Raw genomic sequence first — 23,725 nt, forward strand, 5'->3', positions numbered from 1 at the left:
CCAGCCCGCGAATGTTGCACTGACCGCTAGAAACCGCCACGTCATCGGCGCCGACAGCGTGCGTTCTCGTCGAGATCGCACGTTCTCGACGAGGCGCGATCGGATGCCGCGGCCCGGCGTCACACCGGAAGGCTCACGCCCGTGCGGCCCACCACTCCCGCAGGCGCCGCTCGGCCTCGGCCTCGCCGACGATGCCCTCGTCGAGTCGCAGGTCGAGGAGGAACCGGTAGGCCTCGCCGACCTCGCGCCCCGGACGGATGCCGAGCACCTCCTGGATGCGGTTGCCGTCGAGCTCGGGCCGCATGGCGTCGAGCTGCTCCTGCGCGGCGAGCTCGGCGATGCGGCGCTCGATGTCGTCGTAGGCGCTCGCGAGGCGCTTGGCCTTGCGCACGTTGCGGGTCGTGACATCGGCCCTGGTGAGGATGTGCAGCCGCTCGAGCTCGGCGTCGGCATCACGCACGTACCGGCGCACCGCCGAGTCGGTCCACGCGCCCTCCGAATACCCGAAGAAGCGCAGGTGCAGCTCGATGAGCCGCGTCACCGAGGCGATGGTCGCAGTGTCGAACCGCAGTGCCTGCAGGCGCTTGCGGGCCAGCCGCGCGCCCTTGATGTCGTGGTGGTAGAACGTCACGCCACCGCCCGGCTCGAGCCGGCGCGTCGCCGGCTTGCCGATGTCGTGCAGCAGAGCGGCGAGGCGCAGCGGCACGTCGGCCGCGGCATCCGGATTCCGTGTCTTCTCCAGCTCGATCGCCTGGCGCAGCACGGTCAGCGAGTGCTCGTAGACGTCCTTGTGGTGGTGGTGCTCGTCGACCTCGAGCTGCAGCGCGGGGATCTCGGGGAGGAACTCGTCGATCAGCCGAGTCTCGACGAGGAGACGGATGCCGCGCACGGGGTCGTCGGTCGCGAGCAGCTTGACGAGCTCGGCCTGGATGCGCTCGGGGCTCACGATCTCGAGCGTGGCCCGGAGCTCCTCCATCGCCGCTTCGGTGCCGGGGTCGACCGAGAACCCGAGCTGCGCCGCGAACCGGGCCGCCCGCAGCATGCGGAGCGGGTCGTCGCCGAAGCTGACCGCGGGGTCGGTCGGCGTCCGCAGCACGCCGCGGACGAGGTCTTCGACGCCGCCGGTCGGGTCGACGAGGGTCTGCCCGGGCACGCGCAGCGCCATCGCGTTCACCGTGAAGTCCCGGCGCACCAGGTCGCCCTCGATGGTGTCGCCGAACTCGACGGTGGGCTTGCGGGTGATGCCGTCGTAGCTGTCGGCGCGGTACGTCGTGATCTCGACCTGCTCGCCGTGCACGCGGGCGCCGATCGTGCCGAAGGCGCGGCCGATGTCCCACTGGGTCGAGCTGATCGGCGTGACGACGCGGAGGATGTCGTCGGGCCGGGCGTCGGTGGTGAAGTCCAGGTCGTTGGTCGGCCGGCCGAGGAGCGCGTCGCGCACCGGGCCGCCGACGATCGCGAGGTCGAAGCCGGCGTCGGCGAACGCGCGGGCGAGCGTGGCGACGACGGGGGACTCGGCGAGCGCGCCGAGGCGCGCGATGCCCTCGGCCATGTTGAGCATGGGTTCCAGCCTACCGAGCAGGCTCTCACCGGTTTCGAATCGCGCACTTTGCAGATCCGGCGGACCCGCGGCTGCAAAGTGTGCGATTCGAAACGCGTCCGAGCTCACCGCGTCGGCGCGACAAATCAGCCCGCGAAGCGGAGGAACCCGGTGAACGTCAGCTCGCGCACGCGCGGCAGCAGGTCGGCCCGCAGGGCTCCGGCGTCGACCTCGAGCAGATCGGCGATCGCGTCGATGAGTGCGCCCACGGGCAGATCGCCGTCGCACGCGCCGACGAGGGCGGCCAGGCCCGGGTCCACGCCGAGCGCGCGACCGAATCCGCCGCCCTGACGCAGTTCGATCACCGTCGGGTCCTCCGCGCCGGGCAGGTGGTGACGCGCCTCGGTCACGTCGCCTGCGACGACGAGGACGGATGCCGCCAGACCGGCGTCGTCGAGCTCCGCCAGTCGATCGTGGGCGGCGAGCGCGGCGGCCAGGTGCCCCCCGAGGCCGTCCGAGGCGAGCGCGGTGTGCAGCGTCTCGTACCGCGCGAGCGTCGGTGAGCCGGTGGCGGGCCGCCGCAGCAGCAGATAGCCGAAACCGACCTGGGTCACCCCCCGCGCGGCGAAGTCGTCGAGCCACGCGTCGACGAGCCGCGCGAAGCCGGGCGTGCCCGGGAGCGTCCCGCCGTCGCGCACCCACAGCTCGGCGTACGACAGCGGGTCGAGCCTCTCGCGCTCGACCACCCAGGCGTCGAGCCCCACGGAGGACGACTCGACCCATGACCGCACGCGCTCGAGCCCCGGCACGCCGTCGCGGGTCTCCCAGTTGCCGAGCAGCTGCGCCACGCCGCCGGGGGCGAGGTGCGCCCCGACGCCGCGGACGAACGCCGCCACGACGTCGTCGCCGATCATGCCGCCGTCGCGGTACTCGTAGGCGGGAACGTCTGCGACGCGGGGCGTGATCACGAACGGCGGATTCGACACGATCCGGTCGAACTCCTCGCCCGCGACCGGCTCGAACAGGCTGCCGAGCCGCACCTCGATGCCGTCGACGCCGTTGAGCAGAGCGTTGAGCCGGGTGAACGCGAGCGCGCGCGGCGAGATGTCGGTGGCGACCACGTGCGCGACCTGCGCCCGGGAGCGCAGGGCCTGGATGCCGCACCCGGCGCCGATGTCGAGGCCCCGGGCGGCCGGCGTCGGCAGCTGCAGGCCCGCGAGCGTCAGCGACGCACCGCCCACCCCGAGCACGTGGTCCTCGGGGAGGGGCCCGCCGAGCGCCGCCTCGTCGAGGTCGCTCGCGATCCACCACTGTCCCGAGCCCGAGTCGTCGGTGTACGACTGCGGACGCACCACAGCGCGCGGTCGCACGGCGTCGCCGACGACCTCGGCGAGTCCCAGGCGCGCCAGTCCCACGGCTCCGGTGCGCACGAGTGCGCTGTCGACGGATGCCGCGGCCGCCGGCATCCCGAGCACCAGCAGTCTGCCGAGCACGGCCAGCGCGTCGTCACGGTCGCCGAGCGCCCGCGAGGCGGGTGAGCGGAGGCCGCGCGCGATCGCGTCGTCAGCCGCGGGCCCCCAGGCGTCGCGCAGCGCTTCGGCGGTGAAGCCCGCGTCGCGGAGGTCGGCGGCGAGGGCGCGGCAGAGGTCGGGGTCGGGTTCGGGGAGCACCCGACCATTCAACCGCGCGACGCCCCGTGATGCCCCGTCCGGCCCGTCGTCCGGGGAGCTCGGAGGCGCGGACCGTAGAATCGCAGTCGATCGTGCGGTCAGGACATCGCACAGGAGCGAACCCCCCGACAGGATGATCGTGACCCCAACGCGAGCACTGCGGCGTCCCCCCCGCCGCACACCGCGTGTCGTGACCGCAGCCGTCGCCGTCGCGGCGGTGCTCGGCGGACTGCTGCTGGCCGGCCCCGCGACCGCCGCGACCGAGCCCGCGCCCACGCCGTCCCCCACTCGGACCTTGACCGTCCCGCTCGGCACGACGGTGTTCACACTCGCGCCCGTGTCGAACGGCGTCGTACGCCCCGGCAACGCCCTGAGCGCGTCGATCTCGCTGCAGAACGGCACCGTCGACGAGCTGGTGGGCACGACCGTGACGCTCGCACTCGGCACCGCCCCGATCGCCGACCGCGAGGCGCTCGGCGACTGGCTCGCGGGCACCGGTGACGTCCCCGGTCTCGTGCCGGTGGGCACGACAACCTTCGACGCGATCGCGCCCGACTCCTCGCAGGTGCGCAGCATCACGGTCGCGGCCGACGACCCGGCGCTGGCCGGTCGTGCCCCCGGCGTGTACCCGCTCGTCGCGTCGTATCAGGATGCTGAGGGCACCGTCACGTCGACCAGCACGATGATCGTGCCCTCCGAGGAGGTCGCCGACGTCGGCCTCGGCGTGGTCGTTCCCATCACGGCCGGCCCGCTGAGCGAGGGTCTGCTCACGGCCGACGAGCTGGCCGAGCTCACCGCCCCGGACGGCGCGCTCACCGCTCAGCTCGACAGCGTCACCGGAACTCCCGCCATCCTCGCGGTCGACCCTGCCGTGCCGGCGGCCATCCGCGTGCTCGGAGACTCCGCCCCCGAGTCGGCGCTGATGTGGCTCACGCGCCTCGACGCCCTGCAGAACTCCCGGTTCGCACTGCAGTTCGGCGACGCCGACATCACCGCGCAGCTCGACGCCGGTCTCCCGCGCCCGTTGCAGCCCACCTCGCTGACCGCGTACATGTCGCCTGCCGACTTCCCCACGCCCACCCCGACCGCGACCCCCACGCCCACCCCGACCGCGGGGCCGACCCCGGCGGCGACGAGTTCGCTGCCGTCCACCGAGGAGCTGCTGGCGGTCGGACCGGGCACACGACCCGGTGTGTTCTGGCCGGCCGGCGGCACCGCCGACGCCGGCGTCGTCGCGCAGCTCGCCGGCCTCGCGACCGACGGCACCGCGCCGATCACTCTCGTGCCGTCGGCCACCACCGCGGCGGGCGCCGACGGCCGTACGGTGCCCGCGCGCGGCGCCGTGGGCGACGCGGCGGTCCTCGTCTACGACAGCGACGTGTCGCATGCGCTCGAACAAGCCTCCGAGAGCGAGGAGTACTGGCTCCGGGGCGCACCCCTGACGGCGGCGACCGCGTACCTCGCCTTCGCCACCGCCGAGACCACCGGACCGCTCCTGGTCACCGTGGGGAGGGGCGACGCCCGCAGCCGGGTCGATCTCGGCGCGACGATCACTGCCGCCTTCTCCGCGCCGGGCGTCGTGCCGCGCAACCTCGTCGCCCTCGCGGCGAGCCCGCCAGGCGACGTCGAGCTCGCCGAGCTCGGCGAGACCCCCGAGCGTGCGGCCGCGGCATCCGCTCTCGTCGACGACGAAAGCGCGCTCGCGCGGTTCGCGACGATCCTCGATCAGCCCTCGCTGCTCACCGGACCCGAGCGTGCCGAGATGCTGCAGGTGCTCGGCGTCGCGTGGATCGGCGACGACGCGTGGCCGCGCGCCCTGGCCGATCACCGCGCTCAGACGGCCGAGACGCTGGACTCGGTGGCGCTGCTCCCGACCAGCCCCAGCGACCTCTACGGCTCGAGCGCGGCGCTGCGGTTCTGGGTGCGCAACGACCTCCCGTACCCCGTCAACCTGGTGCTGTACACGACGCGCGACAACCTCCGTCTCGACGTGCAGAGCGAGACGCCGGTCGTCGCCACCCCGCAGAGCAACACCCGCGTCGAAGTGCCGGTGCAGGCCCGCGTCGGACGCGGCGACGTCACCCTCACACTCCAGCTGCGCAGCCCCGCGTTCGTCGCGATCGGCGACGCCGAGACCGTCGAGGTGAACGTGTGGGCCGATTGGGAGGCCGCCGGAATCACAGCCCTCGCGGTGCTGGTCGGCGGGCTGCTCCTGGTCGGCATCGCCCGCACCGTGCTGCGCATGCGCCGCCGGCGGAGGGGGAAGGATGCCGCGACCGCCGGCGATGCGGACGGCGAGGCGGTTGGCGAGGCCGGGTCTCCCGACGGGGCCGGGTCGCTCGCCGAGGCCGGGGCCGCCGCGGCGGATGGGTCTGAGGTCTCCGCGGCGGATGGCCGGTCCGTGGGCGCCGCGGCGGATGGCGTCCATTCCGTGGCCGGCGCCGAGGACGGGTCCGGCGTGGCACCTGCAACCGGCGGAGACTCCGGCGTGCCGGATGCGGGAGCGGACGAGGGGCGGAAGCGATGAGCGGGATCGGGCGGGCGAGCGTCCTCATCGGCGCCGGCACGATCGTGTCGCGCCTCACGGGATTTCTCCGCGCGGTGGTGCTGGTCTCCGCCGTCGGGGCCGTCTCCGCCGGCGGCAACGCCTTCGCCGTCGCGAATCAGCTCCCCAACAACATCTACGCCATCATCTCGACGGGCCTGCTGAGTGCGGTCGTGGTGCCGCAGATCGTGAAGGCGGCGGCGCACGACGATGGCGGACGCGCGTTCGTCTCCAAGCTCTTCACGCTCGGCACCGTGGTGCTGCTCGGCACCACCGTGATCGCCACGCTGGCCGCGCCGTGGCTGGTCGCACTCTATGCGCCGTCGTTCGGACCAGAGCAGCAGGCGTTGGCCACCGCCTTCGCCTACTGGTGCCTGCCGCAGATCCTCTTCTACGGACTCTTCGCGCTGGTGGGCGAGTCGCTCAACGCACGGCGGGTGTACGGCCCCTACACGTGGGCGCCCATCGTGAACAACCTCGTGTCGATCGCGGGATTCCTGGCGTTCATCTGGCTCTTCGGTCCCGCCGGTGCCTCCACCGTGTGGACGCCGACGATGATCGCGGTGCTCGCGGGTACCGCGACGCTCGGCATCATCGTGCAGACCGGCATCCTCTTCGCCTTCTGGCGACGCACAGGGCTCCACATCCGGCCGGACTTCCGGTGGAAGGGCGTGGGTCTCGGGCAGATCGGCAAGCTGGCGGGCTGGACCTTCCTCATGGTGCTCGCCGGCCAGCTCGCAGGCATCGTCCAGTCCCGCGTCATGTCGAACATCCCCGAGGGTGACCCCGGCATCTTCGTCGCGGGGAACGCCTGGCTGCTCTTCATGCTGCCCTACTCGATCATCGTGCTGTCGATCGGGACCCCGTACTTCACCCAGCTCAGCGAGCACGCCACCGCAGGACGCCACGATGAGGTCCGCGGCGACATCGGTCGCAGCATCCGGACTCTCGGACTGTTCGTCGTCGCAGCCACGGCCGCCCTCGCCGTCGCGGCCATCCCGGCCTCTCGTATCTTCACGGGCAGTCCCGACGAAGCGACCGCTGCGGCGGGGGTGCTGCTGTGCTACCTGGTCAGCCTGATCCCCCTCGCTGTGCTGTTCGTCGTGCAGCGCACGTTCTACGCCTACGACGACACGCGCACGCCGTTCTTCTTCACGCTGCTGCAGTGCGCGATCGTCGTGCTGACAGCGTGGGGTGCACTGTGGGCCTTCACCGAGGGGGTGCTTCCGCCGTCGCAGCTGACGGCGGCGGTCGCGCTGGGTCAATCCTTCGCGAGCGTGGTCCAGGTGGTCGTCGCCACGTGGCTGCTGCACCGCCGGCTGGGTGGCATCCACGTCGGCTCGTGGATGCTCGCGCTCGGCCGCTTCGCCCTCGCTGCGGTGCCGGCGGCCATCGCGGGGTGGCTCACGTTCCAGCTCCTGGGCGGGGTGGACGGCTGGACCGTGTCGGACAAGTTCCTCGGGGCCATCGGGGCAGCGATCATCGGGATCGTCGTGGTCGTCGTGTACATCGGGTTCCTCGCGCTGCTGCGCGCGCCGGAACTGGCCGTTGCGAGCGGGCTGGTGCGCCGATTCCTGCCCGGTCGGCGCTGACCTCTGCCCCGGTCGGTTCCGGACGCGGTGAACCGGCCCGGGCCGCCGACCCGTGGAATGCCGCGCGGTTACCATGTGTTGAGGCATCCGGAGCCTTCGCGTCCGTCAGCAGACGCCCCGTGAGACTCCATCGACGAAAGGTGCGCACGTGCGTCAGGTCATCATCATCGGATCGGGGCCCGCGGGCTACACGGCGGCCATCTACGCCGCCCGCGCGAACCTGAACCCGCTCGTCGTGGCGAGTTCGGTCGAGGCCGGCGGCGAGCTGATGAACACCACCGAGGTCGAGAACTTCCCCGGGTTCCCCGAGGCGATCATGGGTCCTGACCTCATGGCGAAGATGCAGGAGCAGGCGGAGAAGTTCGGTGCCGAGGTGCTGTACGACGACGTCGTGTCGCTCGACATCGACGGCCCGGTGAAGAAGGTCACCCTCGGCAGCGGCGCCTCGCACGAGGCCGACGCCGTGGTGTTCGCCACCGGCTCGGCGCCGCGCAAGATCGGCATCGAGGGCGAGTCCCGCCTCTCGGGCCGTGGCGTGTCGTACTGCGCGACGTGCGACGGGTTCTTCTTCCGGGAGCGTGTGATCGCCGTCGTCGGCGGCGGCGACTCGGCGATGGAAGAGGCCACGTTCCTGACGAAGTTCGCGTCGAAGGTGTACGTGATCCACCGCCGTGACGAGCTGCGCGCCTCGAAGATCATGCAGGACCGCGCGTTCAAGAACGACAAGATCGAGTTCATCTGGAACGCCGAGGTCGCCGACATCCTCGGCGAGGATGCCGTGACCGGCGTGGTCCTGAAGGACACCGTCGACGGCTCGACGCGCGAGCTGCCGCTGGACGGCGTGTTCGTCGCGATCGGCTACGACCCGCGCACCCACCTCGTTCACGGCAAGCTCGATCTCACCCCCGAGGGCACCGTGGCGGTCGACGGCCGTTCGTCGCGCACCTCGGTGCCGGGCGTGTTCGCCGCCGGCGACGTGATCGACCCCACCTACCGGCAGGCGGTCACCGCGGCCGGCAGCGGCACCGTCGCAGCCCTCGACCTCGAGCACTACCTCGCCGCCCTCGGCGAGGCGGGCGAGCCCGCGACCGACGCCGCCGAGATCGACGGCCTTCCCGGAGCCGAGCCCGCAGCCGACGTCGCCGCCGCCTAGCGCCGATCGCATCCGGATTCAAGCCGGGAACACATCGCGCTCATGTGGCGTTACATGAGCGTGGACAGACTTTCCACAGAAGGAGAAAGACACATGACCGCCAAGTCGACGACCTCCGCCACGTTCGAGCAGGACGTGCTCCAGGCCGAGGGTCCGGTGCTCGTGGACTTCTGGGCGGAGTGGTGCGGGCCGTGCCGCATGGTCTCGCCCGTCCTCGACCAGATCCAGTCCGAGCACCCCGACAAGATCACCATCCTGAAGCTCAACGTGGATGAGAACCCCGACCTCGCGATGAAGTACCAGATCACCTCGATCCCCGCGATGAAGGTGTTCAACAAGGGTGCGGTCGAGACGACGATCATCGGCGCCAAGCCGAAGTTCGCCCTCGAGCAGGATCTCGCCGCCTACATCGGCTGATCCGCTCCTCGTTCTCGAAACCCCGCCGGCTCGCTCCGGCGGGGTTTCTTCTATTCATCTGGGTGTTTCGTCGTATGCCTCGGCAGGCATCCGACCCTTTCTGAAGAAATCTGCGGAACCGTGTCGATCTGGGGCAGTCTGGTTCGACGCACATGGTGAAGGGCTCGAACGAGTCCGCACCGGGCCTTCCGGCCTCCGACGAAAGGAAACCCCCATGCGTTACATGTTCATCATGCAGGTCGAGGCCGAGGCGGCCGCGGCGTTCGACCCCACCGCGGCCGATGTGCCGGCGATGTATGCCGCCATGGGCGCATACAACGAAGAGCTGCAGAAGGCGGGGGTGTTCCTCAGCGCCGAGGGTCTGTCGGACGCCTCCGAGGGCTTCCGGCTCGACTTCGGCACGGTGCCGCCGGCGCAGACCGACGGACCCTTCGCCGAGGCCCGCGAGGTCTTCACCGGGTTCTGGATCGTGGAAGTCGCCTCACGCGAGGAGGCCGAGCACTGGGCCCGGAAGTGCCCGCTGGGGCCCGGCACGGTGCTCGAGGTGCGCCGCGTGAACGACTTCGCCGACCTCGATCAGAACGACGAGTGGGTGCAGAAGGCGCAGGAGTGGCGCGCGGCCAACGCCTGAATGCCTGACTCAGCTCGCTTCGGCACGCACCGTCGGATCCCACCGGCGGTGCGTGTTCGTGTCTCCGAGCAGGCCCCACACCGCGCGGGTGAGCGGGGGATAGTCCAGGGCGATCTGGCGCAGCACGCGGTAGTGACGACTGGCGTTCGGCCGCGCACCGCCGTCGGCGGCGATGTTCTCGGCCCGCAGCATGAACACGACCAGCTCGTCGACGCTGGGAAGGTCGTCCATGAAGTCCCACGGATCCTCACCGGCCCGCAGGCGCTCGGTGATCAGCACCGAGAGTTCGTCGGAGGCCTCCGCCCGCAGCAGCTCCAGGCTCGCGCGCCGGCGCGGGGTCTGCTCGTCGTTCGCCACCAATCAAGGGTACGACGCCGTTCCGACTTCGCGGGCCGTCCCGCGCCTACGCTGACATGATGACCACGGGCGACACCCATGACATCCACGCGCGCCGCGCGGTGGAGGCCGTGTGGCGTGACGAGTCCGCCCGCATCGTCGCCGCTCTCACGAGGCACACCGGCGACTTCGCATGGGCCGAGGACCTCGCTCAGGAGGCGCTCGTCGAGGCACTCGCGTCGTGGCCGGCCTCCGGCATCCCTCACAATCCCGGCGCCTGGCTCATGTCGGTCGCCAAGCGCCGCGCCATCGACGGCTGGCGACGCCGTGAGCGCCTCGCCCAGCGAGAGCCCATGTTCGTCACCGAGGCGCTGGCCGTCGAGGCGGTGGACTCTGTCCCCGAAGACGCCGACCCCGACCGCATCGACGACGACGTGCTCCGCCTGGTGTTCGTGGCCTGCCATCCCGTGCTGCCTGCGCAGGCCCGGCTGGCGCTCACGCTGCGGACGGTGGCCGGCCTCACCACCGAGCAGATCGCGCGGGCGCTGCTCATGACGGTGCCGACCGTGCAGCAGCGGATCGTCCGCGCCAAGCGCCAGCTCGCCACCGAGGGCGTGGCGTTCGAGGTGCCCGACCGCGCCGAACGGCCGGCACGGCTCGCGAGCGTGCTGCAGGTGATCTACCTCCTCTTCACCGAGGGCTACTCGGCCGCAGACGGGGAGGGGCTCGTCCGCCCCGACGTCGCGCGCGAAGCCGTTCGGCTCGGCCGGCAGCTGGCCGCCCTGATGCCCCGGGAGTCGGAGATCTGGTCGCTGATCGCACTCATGGAGTTCCAGTCGTCGCGGTTCGCCGCACGGGTCGACCCGGAGGGGCTGCCCGTCACCCTCGAAGACCAGGACCGCCGCCGCTGGGACCGCTCGGCGATCACCCGCGGTCGCGAGGCGATGCGGAGAGCGGATGCCGCCTCCCGCGGCGTCGGCTACTACGGACTGCAGGCCGCCATCGCCGAATGCCACGCCGTGGCACCGGGCTTCGCCGCGACCGACTGGGCGCGCATCCTGCGGCTCTACGATGCACTCGAGTCACTGGCGCCCTCCGCCGTCGTGCGGCTCAACCGAGCCGTGGCGCTGTCGATGACCGAGGGGCCGGAGTCCGCGCTGGCGGTCGTCGACGGTCTCGAGCCCGAACTCTCGGGCTTCCGTCCCTACTCTGCCGTCCGCGCGGAGCTTCTGGAGCGGATGGGACGGACGGATGCCGCCACCGCCGCCTTCCTCGAAGCCGCCGGCCTGCCCGGAAACGACGCTGAGGCGGAGCTGCTGCGCCGCCGCGCGGCCCGCCTCGTGCCGCTCGCAGACCCGTCCATCGAGTGATTGCACCGAGCGGGGAGCGAGGAACGACGGTGGCGAGATCCCCCAGGGCCGACGAGCGGCTCAGAGACGAACTCGACTCGATTTCGGATCAGTTCGCGCCGTAGCCGGTCTCGCCGAGCTCTTCGAGAATCCGGTTCAGATCCTGGATGCTCGCGAAATCGATGCTGATCTGCCCTTTCTTCGCGGTGAGCGAGATCTTCACGCGCGTGTTCAGGCGGTCGCCGAGTCGCTCGGCGACCTCGTCGAGGTGGGCGCGGCGCGAGCCCGCCTGCGGCTTCGCACCGCGGGTGGGGGAGGCATCCGGAAGCTTCGCGGCGGCCTCCGCCGCGCGTACCGAGAGGTCCTCGTTGACGATCTTGTCGGCGAACCGCTGCATCGCCGCCGGATCCTCGAGCGAGAGGATCGCACGGGCGTGACCCGCGGTGAGCACACCGGCGGCCACCCGCTGCTGCACCGGGACGGGGAGCTTCAGCAGGCGGATGGTGTTGCTGATCTGAGGGCGGGAGCGACCGATGCGGGTGGCGAGCTCCTCCTGCGTGATGCCGAAGTCCTCGAGCAGCTGCTGGTACGCCGACGCCTCTTCGAGCGGGTTGAGCTCGGAGCGGTGGAGGTTCTCGAGCAGCGCGTCGCGGAGCAGGTGCTCGTCAGCGGTGTCGCGCACGACCGCGGGGATCGAGGTCAGTCCGGCCTCGCGAGCGGCGCGCGTGCGACGCTCACCCATGATGAGCTCGTACTGGTCCTTCTCGTTCTTGCGGACGACGACGGGCTGCAGCACACCGAACTCGCGGACGCTGTGCACCAGCTCGGCGAAGTGCTCGGGGTCGAAGTTGGTGCGCGGCTGCCGCGGGTTGGGGACGATGTCGTGGGGGTCGATGTGCGCGAGCCGGGCGCCGGGAACCTCGACGAGTTCGTCCTGTACTTCTTCCACGGCGACCGGGCGAGGGAAGAAGACGTCTGCCGGGCGCTCCTCGACCTGCTCGTTCGTCGGGATGAGTGCGCCGATTCCGCGGCCGAGGCCGGTGCGCTTCGCTGCCATCAGGCGTCCTTTTCGTTCGAGGCGCTGTCGCGCCGGATGACTTCCACGGCCGCCTCGCGGTAGGCGATCGCGCCGGCGGACTGGCCGTCGTACGCGATAACGGTCTGCCCGAAGCTGGGGGCCTCGGAGACGCGGACCGACCGGGGGATCACGGTTTCGAGCACTTCGCGGGGGAAGTGCTCACGCACCTCGTCGGCGACCTGCTGGGCAAGGCGGGTGCGGCCGTCATACATCGTGAGGATGATCGTCGACAGGTGCAGCCGGGGGTTGAGGTGCTTCTGGATCATGCGCACGGTGCCGAGCAGCTGGCTCAGGCCCTCGAGCGCGTAGTACTCGCACTGGATGGGGATCAGCAGCTCACTGGCGGCGGTGAACGCGTTGATGGTGAGCAGCCCGAGCGAGGGCGGGCAGTCGATGAGGATGAAGTCGATGCGCTCATCGAGGTTCGCGAGATAGTCGTCGACAGCGGTGCGCAGGCGATGCTCCCGTGCGACCTGCGAGACGAGCTCGATCTCGGCGCCAGCGAGGTGGATGGTGCTCGGCGCGCAGAGCAGGTTGGGCGACTCCGGGCTGACCTGCACGATGTCGGCGAGTGGGAACTCGTCGATGAGGACGTCGTAGACACTGGGCGTGTCCGCAGTGTGCGGCACGCCGAGGGCGGTCGACGCGTTGCCCTGCGGATCGAGGTCGATCACGAGGACGCGCGCGCCTCGATCGGCAAGTGCCGCGGCGAGATTGACGGTTGTCGTCGTCTTGCCGACGCCGCCCTTCTGGTTCGACACCGTGACGACGCGGGTGCGTCCGGTCAGCTCGACATTCGCGTCTTCGAGCGCTTTACGGCGTGCGCTGAGGTCCGCGAGTTCCCGGGCGATCGGTGAGTCGTCGAACGAGAAGGATGCCGGAGCTTCGGTCTCGTCGGGCTGTTTCACGTGAAACACTCTCCCTTTCGCGAGCCGGTGAACAACGCTTCCCACTCTATCCCGCCCCACCCCCACCCCCTTCCGTCGGCTCCTCTTTCTCCGCCCGTTTCACGTGAAACATCGCTTCCCGGTCGCCGGTCGAGTAGCGTCGAAGGAGCGTATCGAGACCCCACCTCGCACCCACGTCCCACAGCCCCGCCGGTCGAGTAGCGAGGCACGAGCGTATCGAGACCCCGCTTCCAACCCACGAACCACCCTCCCGCCGGTCGAGTAGCGACGAAGGAGCGTATCGAGACCCCACCTCCACCACACGAGCCCGGCCCCGCCGGTCGAGTAGCGACGAAGGAGCGTATCGAGACCCCGCCCCCACCCACGCCTTGCGCTCACCGGGTCAAGCACCGCGACACGAGCACGTCGATACCCCGGCCCCCGTCGCCGGTCGAGTAGCGACGAAGGAGCGTATCGAGACCCCGCCCCAACCCACGCCTTGCGCTCACCGGGTCAAGCACCGAGACACGAGCACGTCGATACCCCGGCCCCCGTCGCCGGTCGAGTAGCGACGAAGGAGCGTATCGAGACCCCGCCCCGCCCCTCGGCCCAGGCTCCGCGGGTCAACCAGCACCGCATCGAGCACGCTGGGGCGCTGTTCGCCGTTCGAGTAGCGACGAAGGAGCGTCTCGAGACCCACCGCCAACCCTGTCCCACAGCCCCGCCGGTCGAGTAGCGACGAAGGAGCGTATCGAGACCCCGCCCCGACCCTCGGCCCAGGCTCCGCGGGTCAACCAGCACCGCATCGAGCACTCTGGGGCGCGGTTCGCCGTTCGAGTAGCGACGAAGGAGCGTATCGAGACCCACCGCCAACCCTGTCCCACGGCCCCGCCGGTCGAGTAGCGAGGCACGAGCGTATCGAGACCAGTGCTGCGCTCCGCACAAGAGCTACCCGCACCTGCTCGCATCGGACCAGAGCACCCGACAGTGGAGGAGCGCTCACTGAGCGCACCGGGACCGCACCTCCGACTCTCGGCATTCGCAAACCACCGCTCACGCGGCGAGGCAGTGCGCATCGCGAGAGGCCCGCGTCTCACGCAGTCACACCGGTTATGTCTCACCAGTAGGTCGGCCGGGCGGGTGGCGACGAGCCCACCCGAACCGACCGTCAGCTCACCGGCTTCTCGCGATCTCGGATGTGAGCCGATGTCCGATCGAGGCACACAGTGCCGGCACCACAATGCAGCCCGTGATGAACCGTGGGAGTGAACGGAAGGAGTAACGGCGGCGGGATGACAGGTGATGCCGGCGCGCCAGGTCGCGCGCACCACCTTTTCCCACAGCCCGCACGCAGCGGCTGGCTTTCGACCGGCGGTGCTGACACCTCATGCCGCACGTACCCGTTTCACGTGAAACATGCCTCGGTTCACGTCGTGAGCCGTCCACCCCAAGATCTGTGCATTCATGCGTTCACCGTCGGCCACGCACTCTCCCCGAACCGCGTGCGTGGATCCGAGCATGTTTCACGCGAAACGCTCGCGGCTCGACCGAGCGTGGTGCGGTGTCCTGAACTGCCACCGACAGGGCCCGGTGGCCCCGACATCACGCTTGCGCTCACCATCGCATAGAGAAGCTTCAGCGCGCCCTCGCTCTCGACCGGCCCGAGGAAGGGCTTGCGGCGTGCGTCACGTGAAACGCTGGTCGGCGTGCCTCAACCCGTGACGCACCATCAGTCGATCGGCGATCCTGTCCGGCCACGCCCCGGCTTCGCGATTCCTCGAGCGCCAATCGCTGCCACCAGCCTCGACCCCGGAGTGCCACAGTCACGCGGCGCTTCACGTGAAGACCTCCTGCGTGCGTCATGCGGATTGCGTCCCTCAATCAAGTCTCGAGTCGGCCAAAGCCATCCCTCTTGAACCGAAACCTCGCACGCTGCTCGCGGTTCGGCTCTGCGCGGACTCGCGCACCGTTTCACGTGAAACACCATCACTCCTGCCCGCCGCCAATCCGGAAGAGGCATCAACCGTCACCGCTAGCCCCAGGCGCGGACGCGCCAGCCTCCTTCGCCGTTTCACGTGAAACATCGAGCCGTGGCACCTTCTTTGCAAGCGGCGGCAACCGGTCGAGCTTTCCATGAACGAGGGCGAGACGCTTCGCACGACCCCATCCCTGCACTTGCTTCTCCCGACGGTACGCAGCGTCGACGCGTTCGAACTCTTCGAAGTACAGCAAGCGAATGGGAAGTCGCGTTTGCGTGTAGAGCGCGCCTTCACCGTTCTGGTGCTGCGCGAGCCGGTACTCCAGATTGAGGGTGCTGCCGACGTAGAGCGATCGATCCGAGCATTCCAGGATGTACATGTATGCCATTCGAGGATCATCCCGGTTCCGCTGCGTCCATGGCGGCGATTGGGTCCATTCGGTGAGCAAGGAGAGTGACTGGCCTGCGGGGGAGGAGAGGGCTGATTCAAGAGGACGTGGTCACTCTGGGGCTCAAGATGGGGTCTCGATACGCTCGTGCCTCGCTACTCGTCCGGCGGTGCACAAGACCGCTGGCACACCCGCGGCGGCCAGGCCATGGGTCTCGATACGCTCGTGCCTCGCTACTCGACCGGCGGGCACGGCACACCGCCGCACACCGCCGGAGCCCAACGAATCGGTCTCGAAACGCTCGTACCTCGCTACTCGTCCGGCGGTGCACAAGACCGCTGGCACACCCGCGGCGGCCAGGCCATGGGTCTCGATACGCTCGTGCCTCGCTACTCGACCGGCGGGCACGGCACACCGCCGCACACCGCCAGAGCCCAACGAATCGGTCTCGGAACGCTCGTACCTCGCTACTCGACCGGCAACCCGGGCACGGGCCACACCGCAAAGCGCAAGCAAGGGTCTCGATACGCTCCTTCGTCGCTACTCGACCGGCGGGCACGGGCGGCCGACACGCCAGCGAGCCTTCATGAAAGGTCTCGCTACGCTCCTTCGTCGCTACTCGACCGGCGAACAAGAAGCACGCCACTTCGCAGAGCCCAAGGAATGGGTCTCGATACGCTCGTACCTCGCTACTCGACCGGCGGGCACGGGCGGCCGACACGCCAGCGAGCCTCCATGAAAGGTCTCGCTACGCTCCTGCGTCGCTGCTCGACCGGCGGGAACGGCACCCGGCCGCACACCCCCAGAGCCCAGGGAATCGCTCTCAATACGCTCCTTCGTCGCTACTCGACCGGCGGGCCCGAGCGGCCGACACGCCAGCGAGCCTTCATGAAAGGTCTCGCTACGCTCCTTCGTCGCTGCTCGACCGGCGGGAACGGCGCACGGCCGCACACCCCCAGAGCCCAGGGAATCGCTCTCAATACGCTCCTTCGTCGCTACTCGACCGGCGAACTAAACCGGGGCCGAACCTACCGGGCTCGAAGTCGGGTCTCGATACGCTCCTTCGTCGCTACTCGACCAGCGCCCCTAGACACGCGCCACAACGCAAGCACCAGCAAATGGGCTCGATACGATCCTTCGTCGCTACTCGACCGGCGCTCCAAGGACCGCCTCCAGACCAGGCGCCCCGACAAGCAAGGGTCTCGATACGCTCGTGCCTCGCTACTCGACCGGCGGGAACGGCACTCCGCCGCACACCCGCAGAACCCGGGCAATGGGTCTCTCGATCCGCCCCTTCGTCGCTACTCGACCGGCGGCACAAGATTCCCGCCGCACCCGGGTCGCGAAGTACACACCCGACTCGCAACACCACGCGCCGCAACGGCGGGAAAGCCGGACCGTTTCACGTGAAACGGCCGGACGGTCAGCGGACGGTGGCGCGGATCACTCGGGAGGGCTCGGGGAGGACGTCCTCGCCGACGATCTCGACGTGGGCTTTGGTCACCTTGAACTTGCGCAGCTGCTTCTCGGCGGCCTCGATCTCGGTCGACGCGCTCGTGCCTTTGAGCAGGATCAGCTCACCGCCGTCTCGCACCAGGGGAGCGGTGAGCGGAACGAGGGTGCGCAGCGCGCTCACGGCGCGGGCGGTCACCGCATCGAGCACGGGACCTCGCTTCCAGTCCTCGGCGCGAGCACGCAGAACCTCGACGTTGTCGAGCTCCAGATCGGCCACTTGCTCCGAGAGCCACGCCACGCGACGCTCCATCGGCTCGATGAGGACCCACTCGACATCCGGTCGCGCGATCGCGAGCACGAGGCCCGGCAGTCCGGCACCCGACCCCACATCGCCCACTCGCCCCTGAAAGAGAGGGGCGATGATCGCGCTGTTCAGGATGTGGCGCGACCATAGACGCGGCGGCTCGAGGGGCCCGATCAGCCCACGCTCCTCGCCATGCTGCCCAAGCGCATCCGCGAAGCGGCGGGCCACCTCGATGCGATCGCCGAAGATCTCCGCCGCGGCGACCGGCTCCTGCTCGATCTCAATAGTCACGCCGGCCCCGTCCACCGATGTTTCACGTGAAACGCCGCGTCAGCCGCGACGGATCACCGTGTGACGCTCAGCACCTTCGCCGTACGACTCCGACACGAACCCGCGCTCCGCGACGATGTCGTGCACGACCTTGCGCTCATAGCTCGACATCGCGGGGAGCGAAGCCTGCGAGGCGCCGTCGTCCAGACGGGCGATCGCACGGTCCACGAGCACCGTGAGCTCGTTCTGACGCGCGTCGCGCGACCCGCCGATGTCGAGGATCAGGCGCGAGAACCGCCCGGTGCGGTTCTGCACGGCGATGCGAGTCAGCTCCTGCAGGGCCTGCACCGTGTCGGGTGCGGCGATCAACGCAACCGAACCGCCCGCCGGCGCCTCCACCGACACGTAGGCGCGACCGGCTCGCACGTCGAGGTCGAGATCACCGTCGATATCGGCGATGTCCAGAAGCCCCTCGATGAAGTCCGCGGCGATGTCGCCTTCTTCCTCGAGCTGGGCGACAGTGGCGGGCGTGCGGTCGTCGCGGGCGCCGCTGTCACCGACGGCGGTCGATGCGATGTCGGGGGAGGTGCTCATGTCGTGGTCCTCGAGAGATCGGGGGCGAATCGTTGTCAGAAGCCCGTGCTGTGGCGGGCGGTGTCAGGAGCCGGCGCCGGAGTCGGCGTCACCCGAGGATTGACCGGCGGGCTTCGGACCCTGTTGCTTCTGCGCCTGCTTCTTGGCGCGCTGCTTGCTGACCGGCTGCTGGCGCTTGGGAGCGGCGGCCTTTGCCCGCTCAGCTTCTTCGTACAGACGCTGCTGCTCGGCCTGGTACTTCTCCATCGGCACGACCTTGCCCGAGGCGTCGATCGCCTTGCCCTTGCGAGCCAGGCGCTCCTCGCGCGCCTTCGCGGCGTCCGAACCCGGGGTCGGCATCTCGCGGATCACCAGGAACTGCTGGCCCATCGTCCACAGGTTCGAGACGAACCAGTAGATGACGACGCCGAGCGGGAAGAAGACACCCGAGAAGATGAAGCCCAGCGGAAGGATGTAGAGCATGATCTTCTGCATCTGGTACGCCTGGCCGGTCTTGGCCTCGGGCGACAGGTTCTTCGAGATGATCTGCAGCTGAGTGAAGAACTGCGACGCGATCATCAGCACGACGAGCGTCGCAAGGATGATGATGGCCGGCGTGTTTCCGGTGTTCACCGCGTCGATGAGGGTCTCGTGCAGCGAGGCGACGCCGAACAGCTTCGCGTTGTAGAACTCGGCCGTGAGCGTCGCGTTCAGCAGGCCGACACCGCCGGTGCCCGCGTCGTAGTGCTTCGTGACGTCGTTGAGCACGCTGAAGAGCGCGAAGAAGACGGGCATCTGCACGAGCAGCGGCAGACAGCTCGAGACCGGCGTCGTACCGTGCTTCTTGTACAGCGCCATCGTCTCGCGGCTCATCGCCTCGCGAGAGAGCTGATCACGCTTGCCCTTGTACTTCTCCTGAACTTTTCGCAGTTCAGGAGCGATTTCCATCATCTTGCGCTGGCTCTTGATCTGCCGCACGAAGAGGGGGATCATCGCCGAGCGCACCACGATGACAAGGCCGACGATGGCGAGCACCCAGGTGATGCCGTCCGCCGGCGGCAGGCCGATCGCGGTGAACAGCCAGTGCCAGAAGACGAGCACCGCTTCGACCAGCCACTTCAGCGGCCACAGGATGATGCCGAAGAGGTCGAATCCTCCGTTGGTGGCCGGGGCCGAGGGCGACGGCGTCGAGGCCAGGGCTGACAAGAGATCCATGCGGTGGATCAGTCCTTTCCGGTGGGGCCGGGCACGACGAACCCGTGGGGGGTCAGCGCATGCCGGAAGTTCTTGCGGGGCGGCACGTCGTCGACGCCGCCGGCCGCCCAGGGGTGGCAGCGCACGAGGCGCGCCGCCGTGAGCGCCGACCCGACGACGGCACCGTGCTGCTGCACCGCACCGACCGCGTAGGCCGAGCAGGAGGGGTAGTACTTGCAGACGTCGCCGTACGCGTGCGAGATCGTGGCACGGTACCCGTGCAGAAGAGCGAGCGCGGCGTTGCGGGGGAGGAGGGGCACGCTGCGCAGGAGATCGGATGCCTCGAACCGCGCATCGCCGAGGGCGTAGGCCGGCAGCACACTCATGCCGACCTCCGGGTGAGGCACTTCTCCACGTCGCCGCGGAGCTCGGCGTAGGAGGCGGACGCGGCGCTGGGAAGAGCGCGGATCACGACGTCACTGCCGGGCGCCACCGCGTCGATCGACGCGAAGCACAGCGCCTTGAGCCGACGGCGGACGGTGTTGCGGACGACGGCGCCGCCGACCTGCTTGCTCACGATGAAGCCGAACCGCGCCGGACCATCGGTCACGGCGCGGCTGACATAGGTGACGGTGTGCGCTCCGGCACACCGACGACCCCGACGGACAACGGCCTTGTACTCCGCTCCGCGGGTCAGTCGGTTCGGCCTCGCGAGCACCGCTCGGCTCAGGCCGAGAGCTCGGTGCGCCCCTTGGCGCGACGAGCCGACAGGATGCTGCGGCCGGCGCGCGTGCGCATACGGGCGCGGAAGCCGTGCTTCTTGGCGCGGCGACGGTTGTTGGGCTGGAAGGTGCGCTTGCTCATGAGGATTACTTCCGATCAGGTGTCACCGGGACGCTCGAGACCGGGGACGTGTGTACAGGGGCGACTGCCACGAGGGCATAAGTCAACCGATTAAGGCTACGTCGAGACGCCCGAGAACTCAAACCGAGCGCAGAACGTGTCATTATGCACCGCGCGGCCATCCGACCCTGGCACCGACACGCAGGCCGGTTCTACAGTGGAGTTTGCTCACGCGACGCCTCCTGACTAGCGTGGCTCCGGCAGTTATCCACAGGCTCGGGCCGACGTTTCCGCGGCATCCGGTGGAGTCATCAACATCCCGGGGGGGCCATGACACCGCACGAAGTTCCAGATGTTCCCGTCTGGACCGCCGTTCTCGACGAACTCGTGCAGGACGACCGGATCACTCCGCAGCTCCACGGCTTCATCAGCCTCGCCGTGCCGCAGGGCGTCATGGGCGGCACCCTGTACCTCGACGTTCCCAACGATCTCACGGCGGCGCAGTTCACGAAGCGCATGCGGGCGCCGATCCTCGAGGCTCTCACCCGGGTCGCGCAGGACGACCAGAATCCGGCCTCGACCTTCCGGGTGGTGGTCAACCCCGAGCTCGCCGACGCGCATCTGACGGTCCCCATCTCGATCACGTCGGCGGCGGCCACCGGCGGATCCGCCCCCGCCGCCGCGCCGGCGATGCCGTCGATCGGACGCCCACCGATGGAAGAACCTGCGGAGGCGGCATCCGTCTCGCGCAGCGACACCCGGCTCAACCCGAAGTACACGTTCGACAACTTCGTCATCGGCCAGTCCAACCGCTTCGCGCATGCCGCAGCGGTCGCCGTCGCCGAGGCGCCCGCGAAGGCGTACAACCCGCTCTTCATCTACGGCGACTCGGGTCTCGGCAAGACCCACCTCCTCCACGCCATCGGCGACTACGCGCTGAGCCTGTACGCCGGCATCCGCGTGCGGTACGTCTCGAGCGAGGAGTTCACGAACGACTTCATCAACTCGATCGCGAACAACCGCGGCTCGGCATTCCAGGCGCGGTATCGCGACGTCGACATCCTCCTCATCGACGACATCCAGTTCCTGCAGGGTCGCGCCGAGACGCAGGAAGCCTTCTTCCACACCTTCAATCAGCTGCACGACCACGACAAGCAGGTCGTGATCACGAGCGATGTGCCGCCGAAGCACCTCACGGGCTTCGAGGACCGCATGCGCAGCCGGTTCGAGTGGGGCCTCATCACCGACGTCCAGGCGCCCGACCTCGAGACCCGCATCGCGATCCTCCGCAAGAAGGCGCAGTCCGAGCGACTCCACATCCCCGACGAGGTGCTCGAGTACATCGCGACCGTCGTCTCGAGCAACATCCGCGAGCTCGAGGGCGCGCTCATCCGCGTCTCGGCGTTCGCGAGCCTCAACCGCTCGACGCTCGATATGTCGCTGGCGCAGACGGTGCTGCGCGACATCGTCGATCAGGACGACGCGAACGTCATCTCGCCGACCGACATCATCACGGCGACCGCGCAGTACTTCAAGCTCACCGTCGACGACCTGTACGGCTCGAGCCGCTCGCAGCAGGTCGCTCAGGCGCGGCAGATCGCCATGTACCTGTGTCGTGAGCGCACGAGCCTGTCGCTGCCCAAGATCGGCCAGCTCTTCGGCAACCGCGACCACACCACGGTCATGTACGCGTACAAGAAGATCAGCGAGCTCATGAAGGAGCGCCGCTCCATCTACAACCAGGTGACCGAGATCACCGCGCAGCTCGGCCGCAACGGCCGCTGAACCCGGGACACCCTTCGATGGGCTCGTGCGTGAAGACGCGCGGGCCCATCGGCGCATATGCCCCAAGAAGTTCTTGACAGCCGCTGGCAGCAGGGCCATCATTCCGGTTCTGCACAGTGTGGAAAACCTGTGGATAACTCCACGAGGCTGCGGAAACGGCTGTGAACGAGGGTGGGAAGCCTGTGGATGGATTGCGGATGCCGGGGGCCGCGGCATCCGTCATCCCGATCTCCGTCCGCAGCCGTTCCACAACTCACACGCGTGTGGTTTTCTTCTCCCGACTGAGATCGAAGAGGTTGTCCACAGTTTCCACAGCCGTTAACACCATGACAAGAAATCCATGAAGAGAAACCCGTCCGATCACCTTTGCGGTGGAGAACGTCCTGGCACGCCGTCCCGGCGAACCCGGGACTGGCAATCTTCGAGGCTGGCACTAGCATGAGAACCCCGACCCCGAGCCCGGAGCCCCGGGGCCAGCTGCAAAGGGAGCGTTCGTGAAGTTCCACGTCAATCGCGATGTGTTCAGCGAAGCCGTATCGTTCGTCGTCAAGCTCCTCCCGCAGCGGAACCCCCAGCCGATCCTCGCGGGCGTGCTGATCGAGGCCTCCGAAGAGGGCCTCTCGCTCGCCGCCTTCGACTACGAGGCCTCGGCGCGGACGACGATCGAGGCCACGGTCGACGACCCGGGCACGATCCTCGTGCACGGCCGTCTGCTGTCCGACATCGCCAGCCGCCTGCCGAACGCCCCCATCCAGATCGAGGTCGACGACGACGGCGGCATCCTGCTCACCTGCGGATCGGCGCGGTTCACCCTCGCGTCGATGCCGGTGCAGGAGTACCCCGCGATCCCCGAGGTGACCGGCGACTCGGGTCTCGTCCCCTCCGAGGACTTCGCGACCGCGATCGCCCAGGTCGCCTTCGCGGCGTCGCGCGACGACGTCACCCCCGTGCTCACCGGCGTGCAGCTCGAGGTCTCGGGCACCGCCCTGAGCCTCGTCGCGACCGACCGCTACCGCGTCGCCCTGCGCGAGATCCCGTGGGACGGCGGCTCCGCCGCCACCGACGAGGCGACGACCGCGCTCGTGCCGGCGCGCACCCTCACCGAGGTCGGCAAGACGTTCGCGCACGGCGGCGACATCTCGATCGCCTTCTCCGGATCGGGCGACCGCGAGATCATCGCCTTCACCGCCGGCAACAAGACCGTCACGTCGCTGCTCATCAAGGGCAACTTCCCGCCGGTGCGGCGCCTGTTCCCCGAGCAGACCGAGCACCACGCGGTCGTCAACACCGCCGAGCTCGCCGAGGCCGTGCGCCGAGTGTCTCTGGTGCTCGACCGGTCGGCGCCGTTGCGGTTCACCTTCACGAGCGACAGCGTGTCGATGGATGCCTCGGGCACCGAGCAGGCGCGCGCCACCGAGTCGGTCGATGCCACCCTCCTCGGCGGCGACGAGGTGACCCTGGGTCTCAACCCGCAGTACCTGCTCGAGTCGCTCGGCGCCGTGAAGAGCGAGTTCGTGCGGATCACGTTCACCTCGAGCGACAACGCCAACAAGCTGAGCCCCGTGCTCATCACGCCGCAGACCTCGGTCGATCGCGCCGGCTCGGACTCGTTCCGCTACCTGCTGCAGCCGAACCTGCTCCTCCGTTGACGCCGACGCGCTTCGTCTCGCGCAGCAGCCGGATCCTCGTTCCCGGTCGTTGAGCGAGGGAGCGCCAGCGACCGAGACGAAACGCAG

Annotated in this window: 20 protein-coding genes; 8 read left to right on the forward strand and 12 right to left on the reverse strand. The window is 69.3% G+C overall.

Going from position 1 to position 23,725, the window contains the following annotated elements; all coding sequences use genetic code 11:
* Window positions 1-133: 133 nt before the first annotated feature.
* Both R8Z57_RS16400 and R8Z57_RS16405 read right to left on the reverse strand, forming a co-directional pair.
* Window positions 134-1,561, reverse strand: coding sequence for a CCA tRNA nucleotidyltransferase (locus tag R8Z57_RS16400; RefSeq protein WP_318354859.1), 1,428 nt, complete (start codon window positions 1,559-1,561; stop codon window positions 134-136).
* Between the two features lie 125 nt (window positions 1,562-1,686).
* Window positions 1,687-3,210 carry a methyltransferase gene (locus tag R8Z57_RS16405; RefSeq protein WP_318354860.1) on the reverse strand — a complete coding sequence of 508 codons (1,524 nt, stop codon included), beginning with the start codon at window positions 3,208-3,210 and terminating at the stop codon, window positions 1,687-1,689.
* A 190-nt stretch (window positions 3,211-3,400) separates the two neighbouring features.
* On the opposite strand from R8Z57_RS16405, the gene R8Z57_RS16410 reads away from it, so the two are divergent.
* The 5 genes from R8Z57_RS16410 to R8Z57_RS16430 all read left to right on the forward strand — a co-directional run bounded on the left by R8Z57_RS16410 (window position 3,401) and on the right by R8Z57_RS16430 (window position 9,548).
* Window positions 3,401-5,737 (forward strand): DUF6049 family protein, encoded by a 2,337-nt coding sequence (locus tag R8Z57_RS16410; protein ID WP_318354861.1) that lies wholly within the window; start codon window positions 3,401-3,403, stop codon window positions 5,735-5,737.
* Window positions 5,734-7,347 carry a murein biosynthesis integral membrane protein MurJ gene (murJ, locus tag R8Z57_RS16415; protein ID WP_318354862.1) on the forward strand — a complete coding sequence of 538 codons (1,614 nt, stop codon included), beginning with the start codon at window positions 5,734-5,736 and terminating at the stop codon, window positions 7,345-7,347. The genes R8Z57_RS16410 and murJ overlap by 4 nt, the downstream gene beginning before the upstream one ends.
* A gap of 148 nt (window positions 7,348-7,495) precedes the next feature.
* Entirely contained in the window at window positions 7,496-8,500 is a 1,005-nt protein-coding gene (trxB, locus tag R8Z57_RS16420; RefSeq protein ID WP_318354863.1) for a thioredoxin-disulfide reductase, read from the forward strand.
* 93 nt (window positions 8,501-8,593) lie between these two features.
* A complete protein-coding gene (trxA, locus tag R8Z57_RS16425) occupies window positions 8,594-8,917 on the forward strand; it encodes a thioredoxin (RefSeq protein WP_318354864.1) in 324 nt (107 codons plus the stop codon).
* 214 nt (window positions 8,918-9,131) lie between these two features.
* Entirely contained in the window at window positions 9,132-9,548 is a 417-nt protein-coding gene (locus R8Z57_RS16430) for a YciI family protein (protein WP_318354865.1), read from the forward strand.
* 9 nt (window positions 9,549-9,557) lie between these two features.
* Here the strand turns inward: R8Z57_RS16430 and R8Z57_RS16435 are convergent, their stop codons facing one another.
* Window positions 9,558-9,908 carry a tryptophan synthase subunit alpha gene (locus tag R8Z57_RS16435; protein WP_318354866.1) on the reverse strand — a complete coding sequence of 117 codons (351 nt, stop codon included), beginning with the start codon at window positions 9,906-9,908 and terminating at the stop codon, window positions 9,558-9,560.
* Window positions 9,909-9,964: 56 nt separating this feature from the next.
* Between R8Z57_RS16435 and R8Z57_RS16440 the strand changes: the two genes are divergently transcribed.
* Window positions 9,965-11,254, forward strand: a complete 1,290-nt coding sequence (locus R8Z57_RS16440; protein WP_318354867.1) for an RNA polymerase sigma factor — start codon at window positions 9,965-9,967, stop codon at window positions 11,252-11,254.
* 88 nt (window positions 11,255-11,342) lie between these two features.
* On the opposite strand, the gene R8Z57_RS16445 is transcribed toward R8Z57_RS16440, so the two are convergent.
* From R8Z57_RS16445 to rpmH, 9 genes are all read right to left on the reverse strand, one after another.
* Complete coding sequence (locus R8Z57_RS16445; protein WP_318354868.1) at window positions 11,343-12,290, reverse strand: ParB/RepB/Spo0J family partition protein; 948 nt, start codon at window positions 12,288-12,290, stop codon at window positions 11,343-11,345.
* Window positions 12,290-13,219 (reverse strand): ParA family protein, encoded by a 930-nt coding sequence (locus R8Z57_RS16450; protein WP_378722948.1) that lies wholly within the window; start codon window positions 13,217-13,219, stop codon window positions 12,290-12,292. The genes R8Z57_RS16445 and R8Z57_RS16450 overlap by 1 nt, the downstream gene beginning before the upstream one ends.
* Window positions 13,220-15,217: 1,998 nt before the next feature.
* The gene (locus R8Z57_RS16455) at window positions 15,218-15,565 is read right to left on the reverse strand and encodes a GIY-YIG nuclease family protein (protein ID WP_318354870.1); all 348 of its coding nucleotides are present in this window, start codon (window positions 15,563-15,565) and stop codon (window positions 15,218-15,220) included.
* A gap of 1,423 nt (window positions 15,566-16,988) precedes the next feature.
* A complete protein-coding gene (gene rsmG / locus R8Z57_RS16460; protein ID WP_318354871.1) occupies window positions 16,989-17,615 on the reverse strand; it encodes a 16S rRNA (guanine(527)-N(7))-methyltransferase RsmG in 627 nt (208 codons plus the stop codon).
* A 39-nt stretch (window positions 17,616-17,654) separates the two neighbouring features.
* Window positions 17,655-18,188 (reverse strand): protein jag, encoded by a 534-nt coding sequence (locus R8Z57_RS16465; protein ID WP_318354872.1) that lies wholly within the window; start codon window positions 18,186-18,188, stop codon window positions 17,655-17,657.
* Window positions 18,189-18,251: 63 nt separating this feature from the next.
* A complete protein-coding gene (yidC, locus tag R8Z57_RS16470; RefSeq protein ID WP_318354873.1) occupies window positions 18,252-19,382 on the reverse strand; it encodes a membrane protein insertase YidC in 1,131 nt (376 codons plus the stop codon).
* A gap of 8 nt (window positions 19,383-19,390) precedes the next feature.
* Complete coding sequence (gene yidD / locus R8Z57_RS16475; RefSeq protein ID WP_318354874.1) at window positions 19,391-19,747, reverse strand: membrane protein insertion efficiency factor YidD; 357 nt, start codon at window positions 19,745-19,747, stop codon at window positions 19,391-19,393.
* On the reverse strand, window positions 19,744-20,079 hold the full coding sequence (gene rnpA / locus R8Z57_RS16480; RefSeq protein ID WP_318354875.1) for a ribonuclease P protein component: 336 nt from the start codon (window positions 20,077-20,079) through the stop codon (window positions 19,744-19,746). Before rnpA ends, yidD begins: the two co-directional genes overlap by 4 nt.
* A gap of 8 nt (window positions 20,080-20,087) precedes the next feature.
* Window positions 20,088-20,225 (reverse strand): 50S ribosomal protein L34, encoded by a 138-nt coding sequence (rpmH, locus tag R8Z57_RS16485; protein WP_005054680.1) that lies wholly within the window; start codon window positions 20,223-20,225, stop codon window positions 20,088-20,090.
* 309 nt (window positions 20,226-20,534) lie between these two features.
* Between rpmH and dnaA the strand changes: the two genes are divergently transcribed.
* Together dnaA and dnaN are read left to right on the forward strand one after the other, a co-directional pair.
* Complete coding sequence (gene dnaA / locus R8Z57_RS16490; RefSeq protein WP_318354876.1) at window positions 20,535-21,989, forward strand: chromosomal replication initiator protein DnaA; 1,455 nt, start codon at window positions 20,535-20,537, stop codon at window positions 21,987-21,989.
* Window positions 21,990-22,483: 494 nt separating this feature from the next.
* Window positions 22,484-23,638 (forward strand): DNA polymerase III subunit beta, encoded by a 1,155-nt coding sequence (dnaN, locus tag R8Z57_RS16495; RefSeq protein WP_318354877.1) that lies wholly within the window; start codon window positions 22,484-22,486, stop codon window positions 23,636-23,638.
* Window positions 23,639-23,725 lie beyond the last annotated feature (87 nt).

The organism is Microbacterium sp. M3 (assembly GCF_033548675.1).
Taxonomy (GTDB): domain Bacteria; phylum Actinomycetota; class Actinomycetes; order Actinomycetales; family Microbacteriaceae; genus Microbacterium; species Microbacterium arthrosphaerae.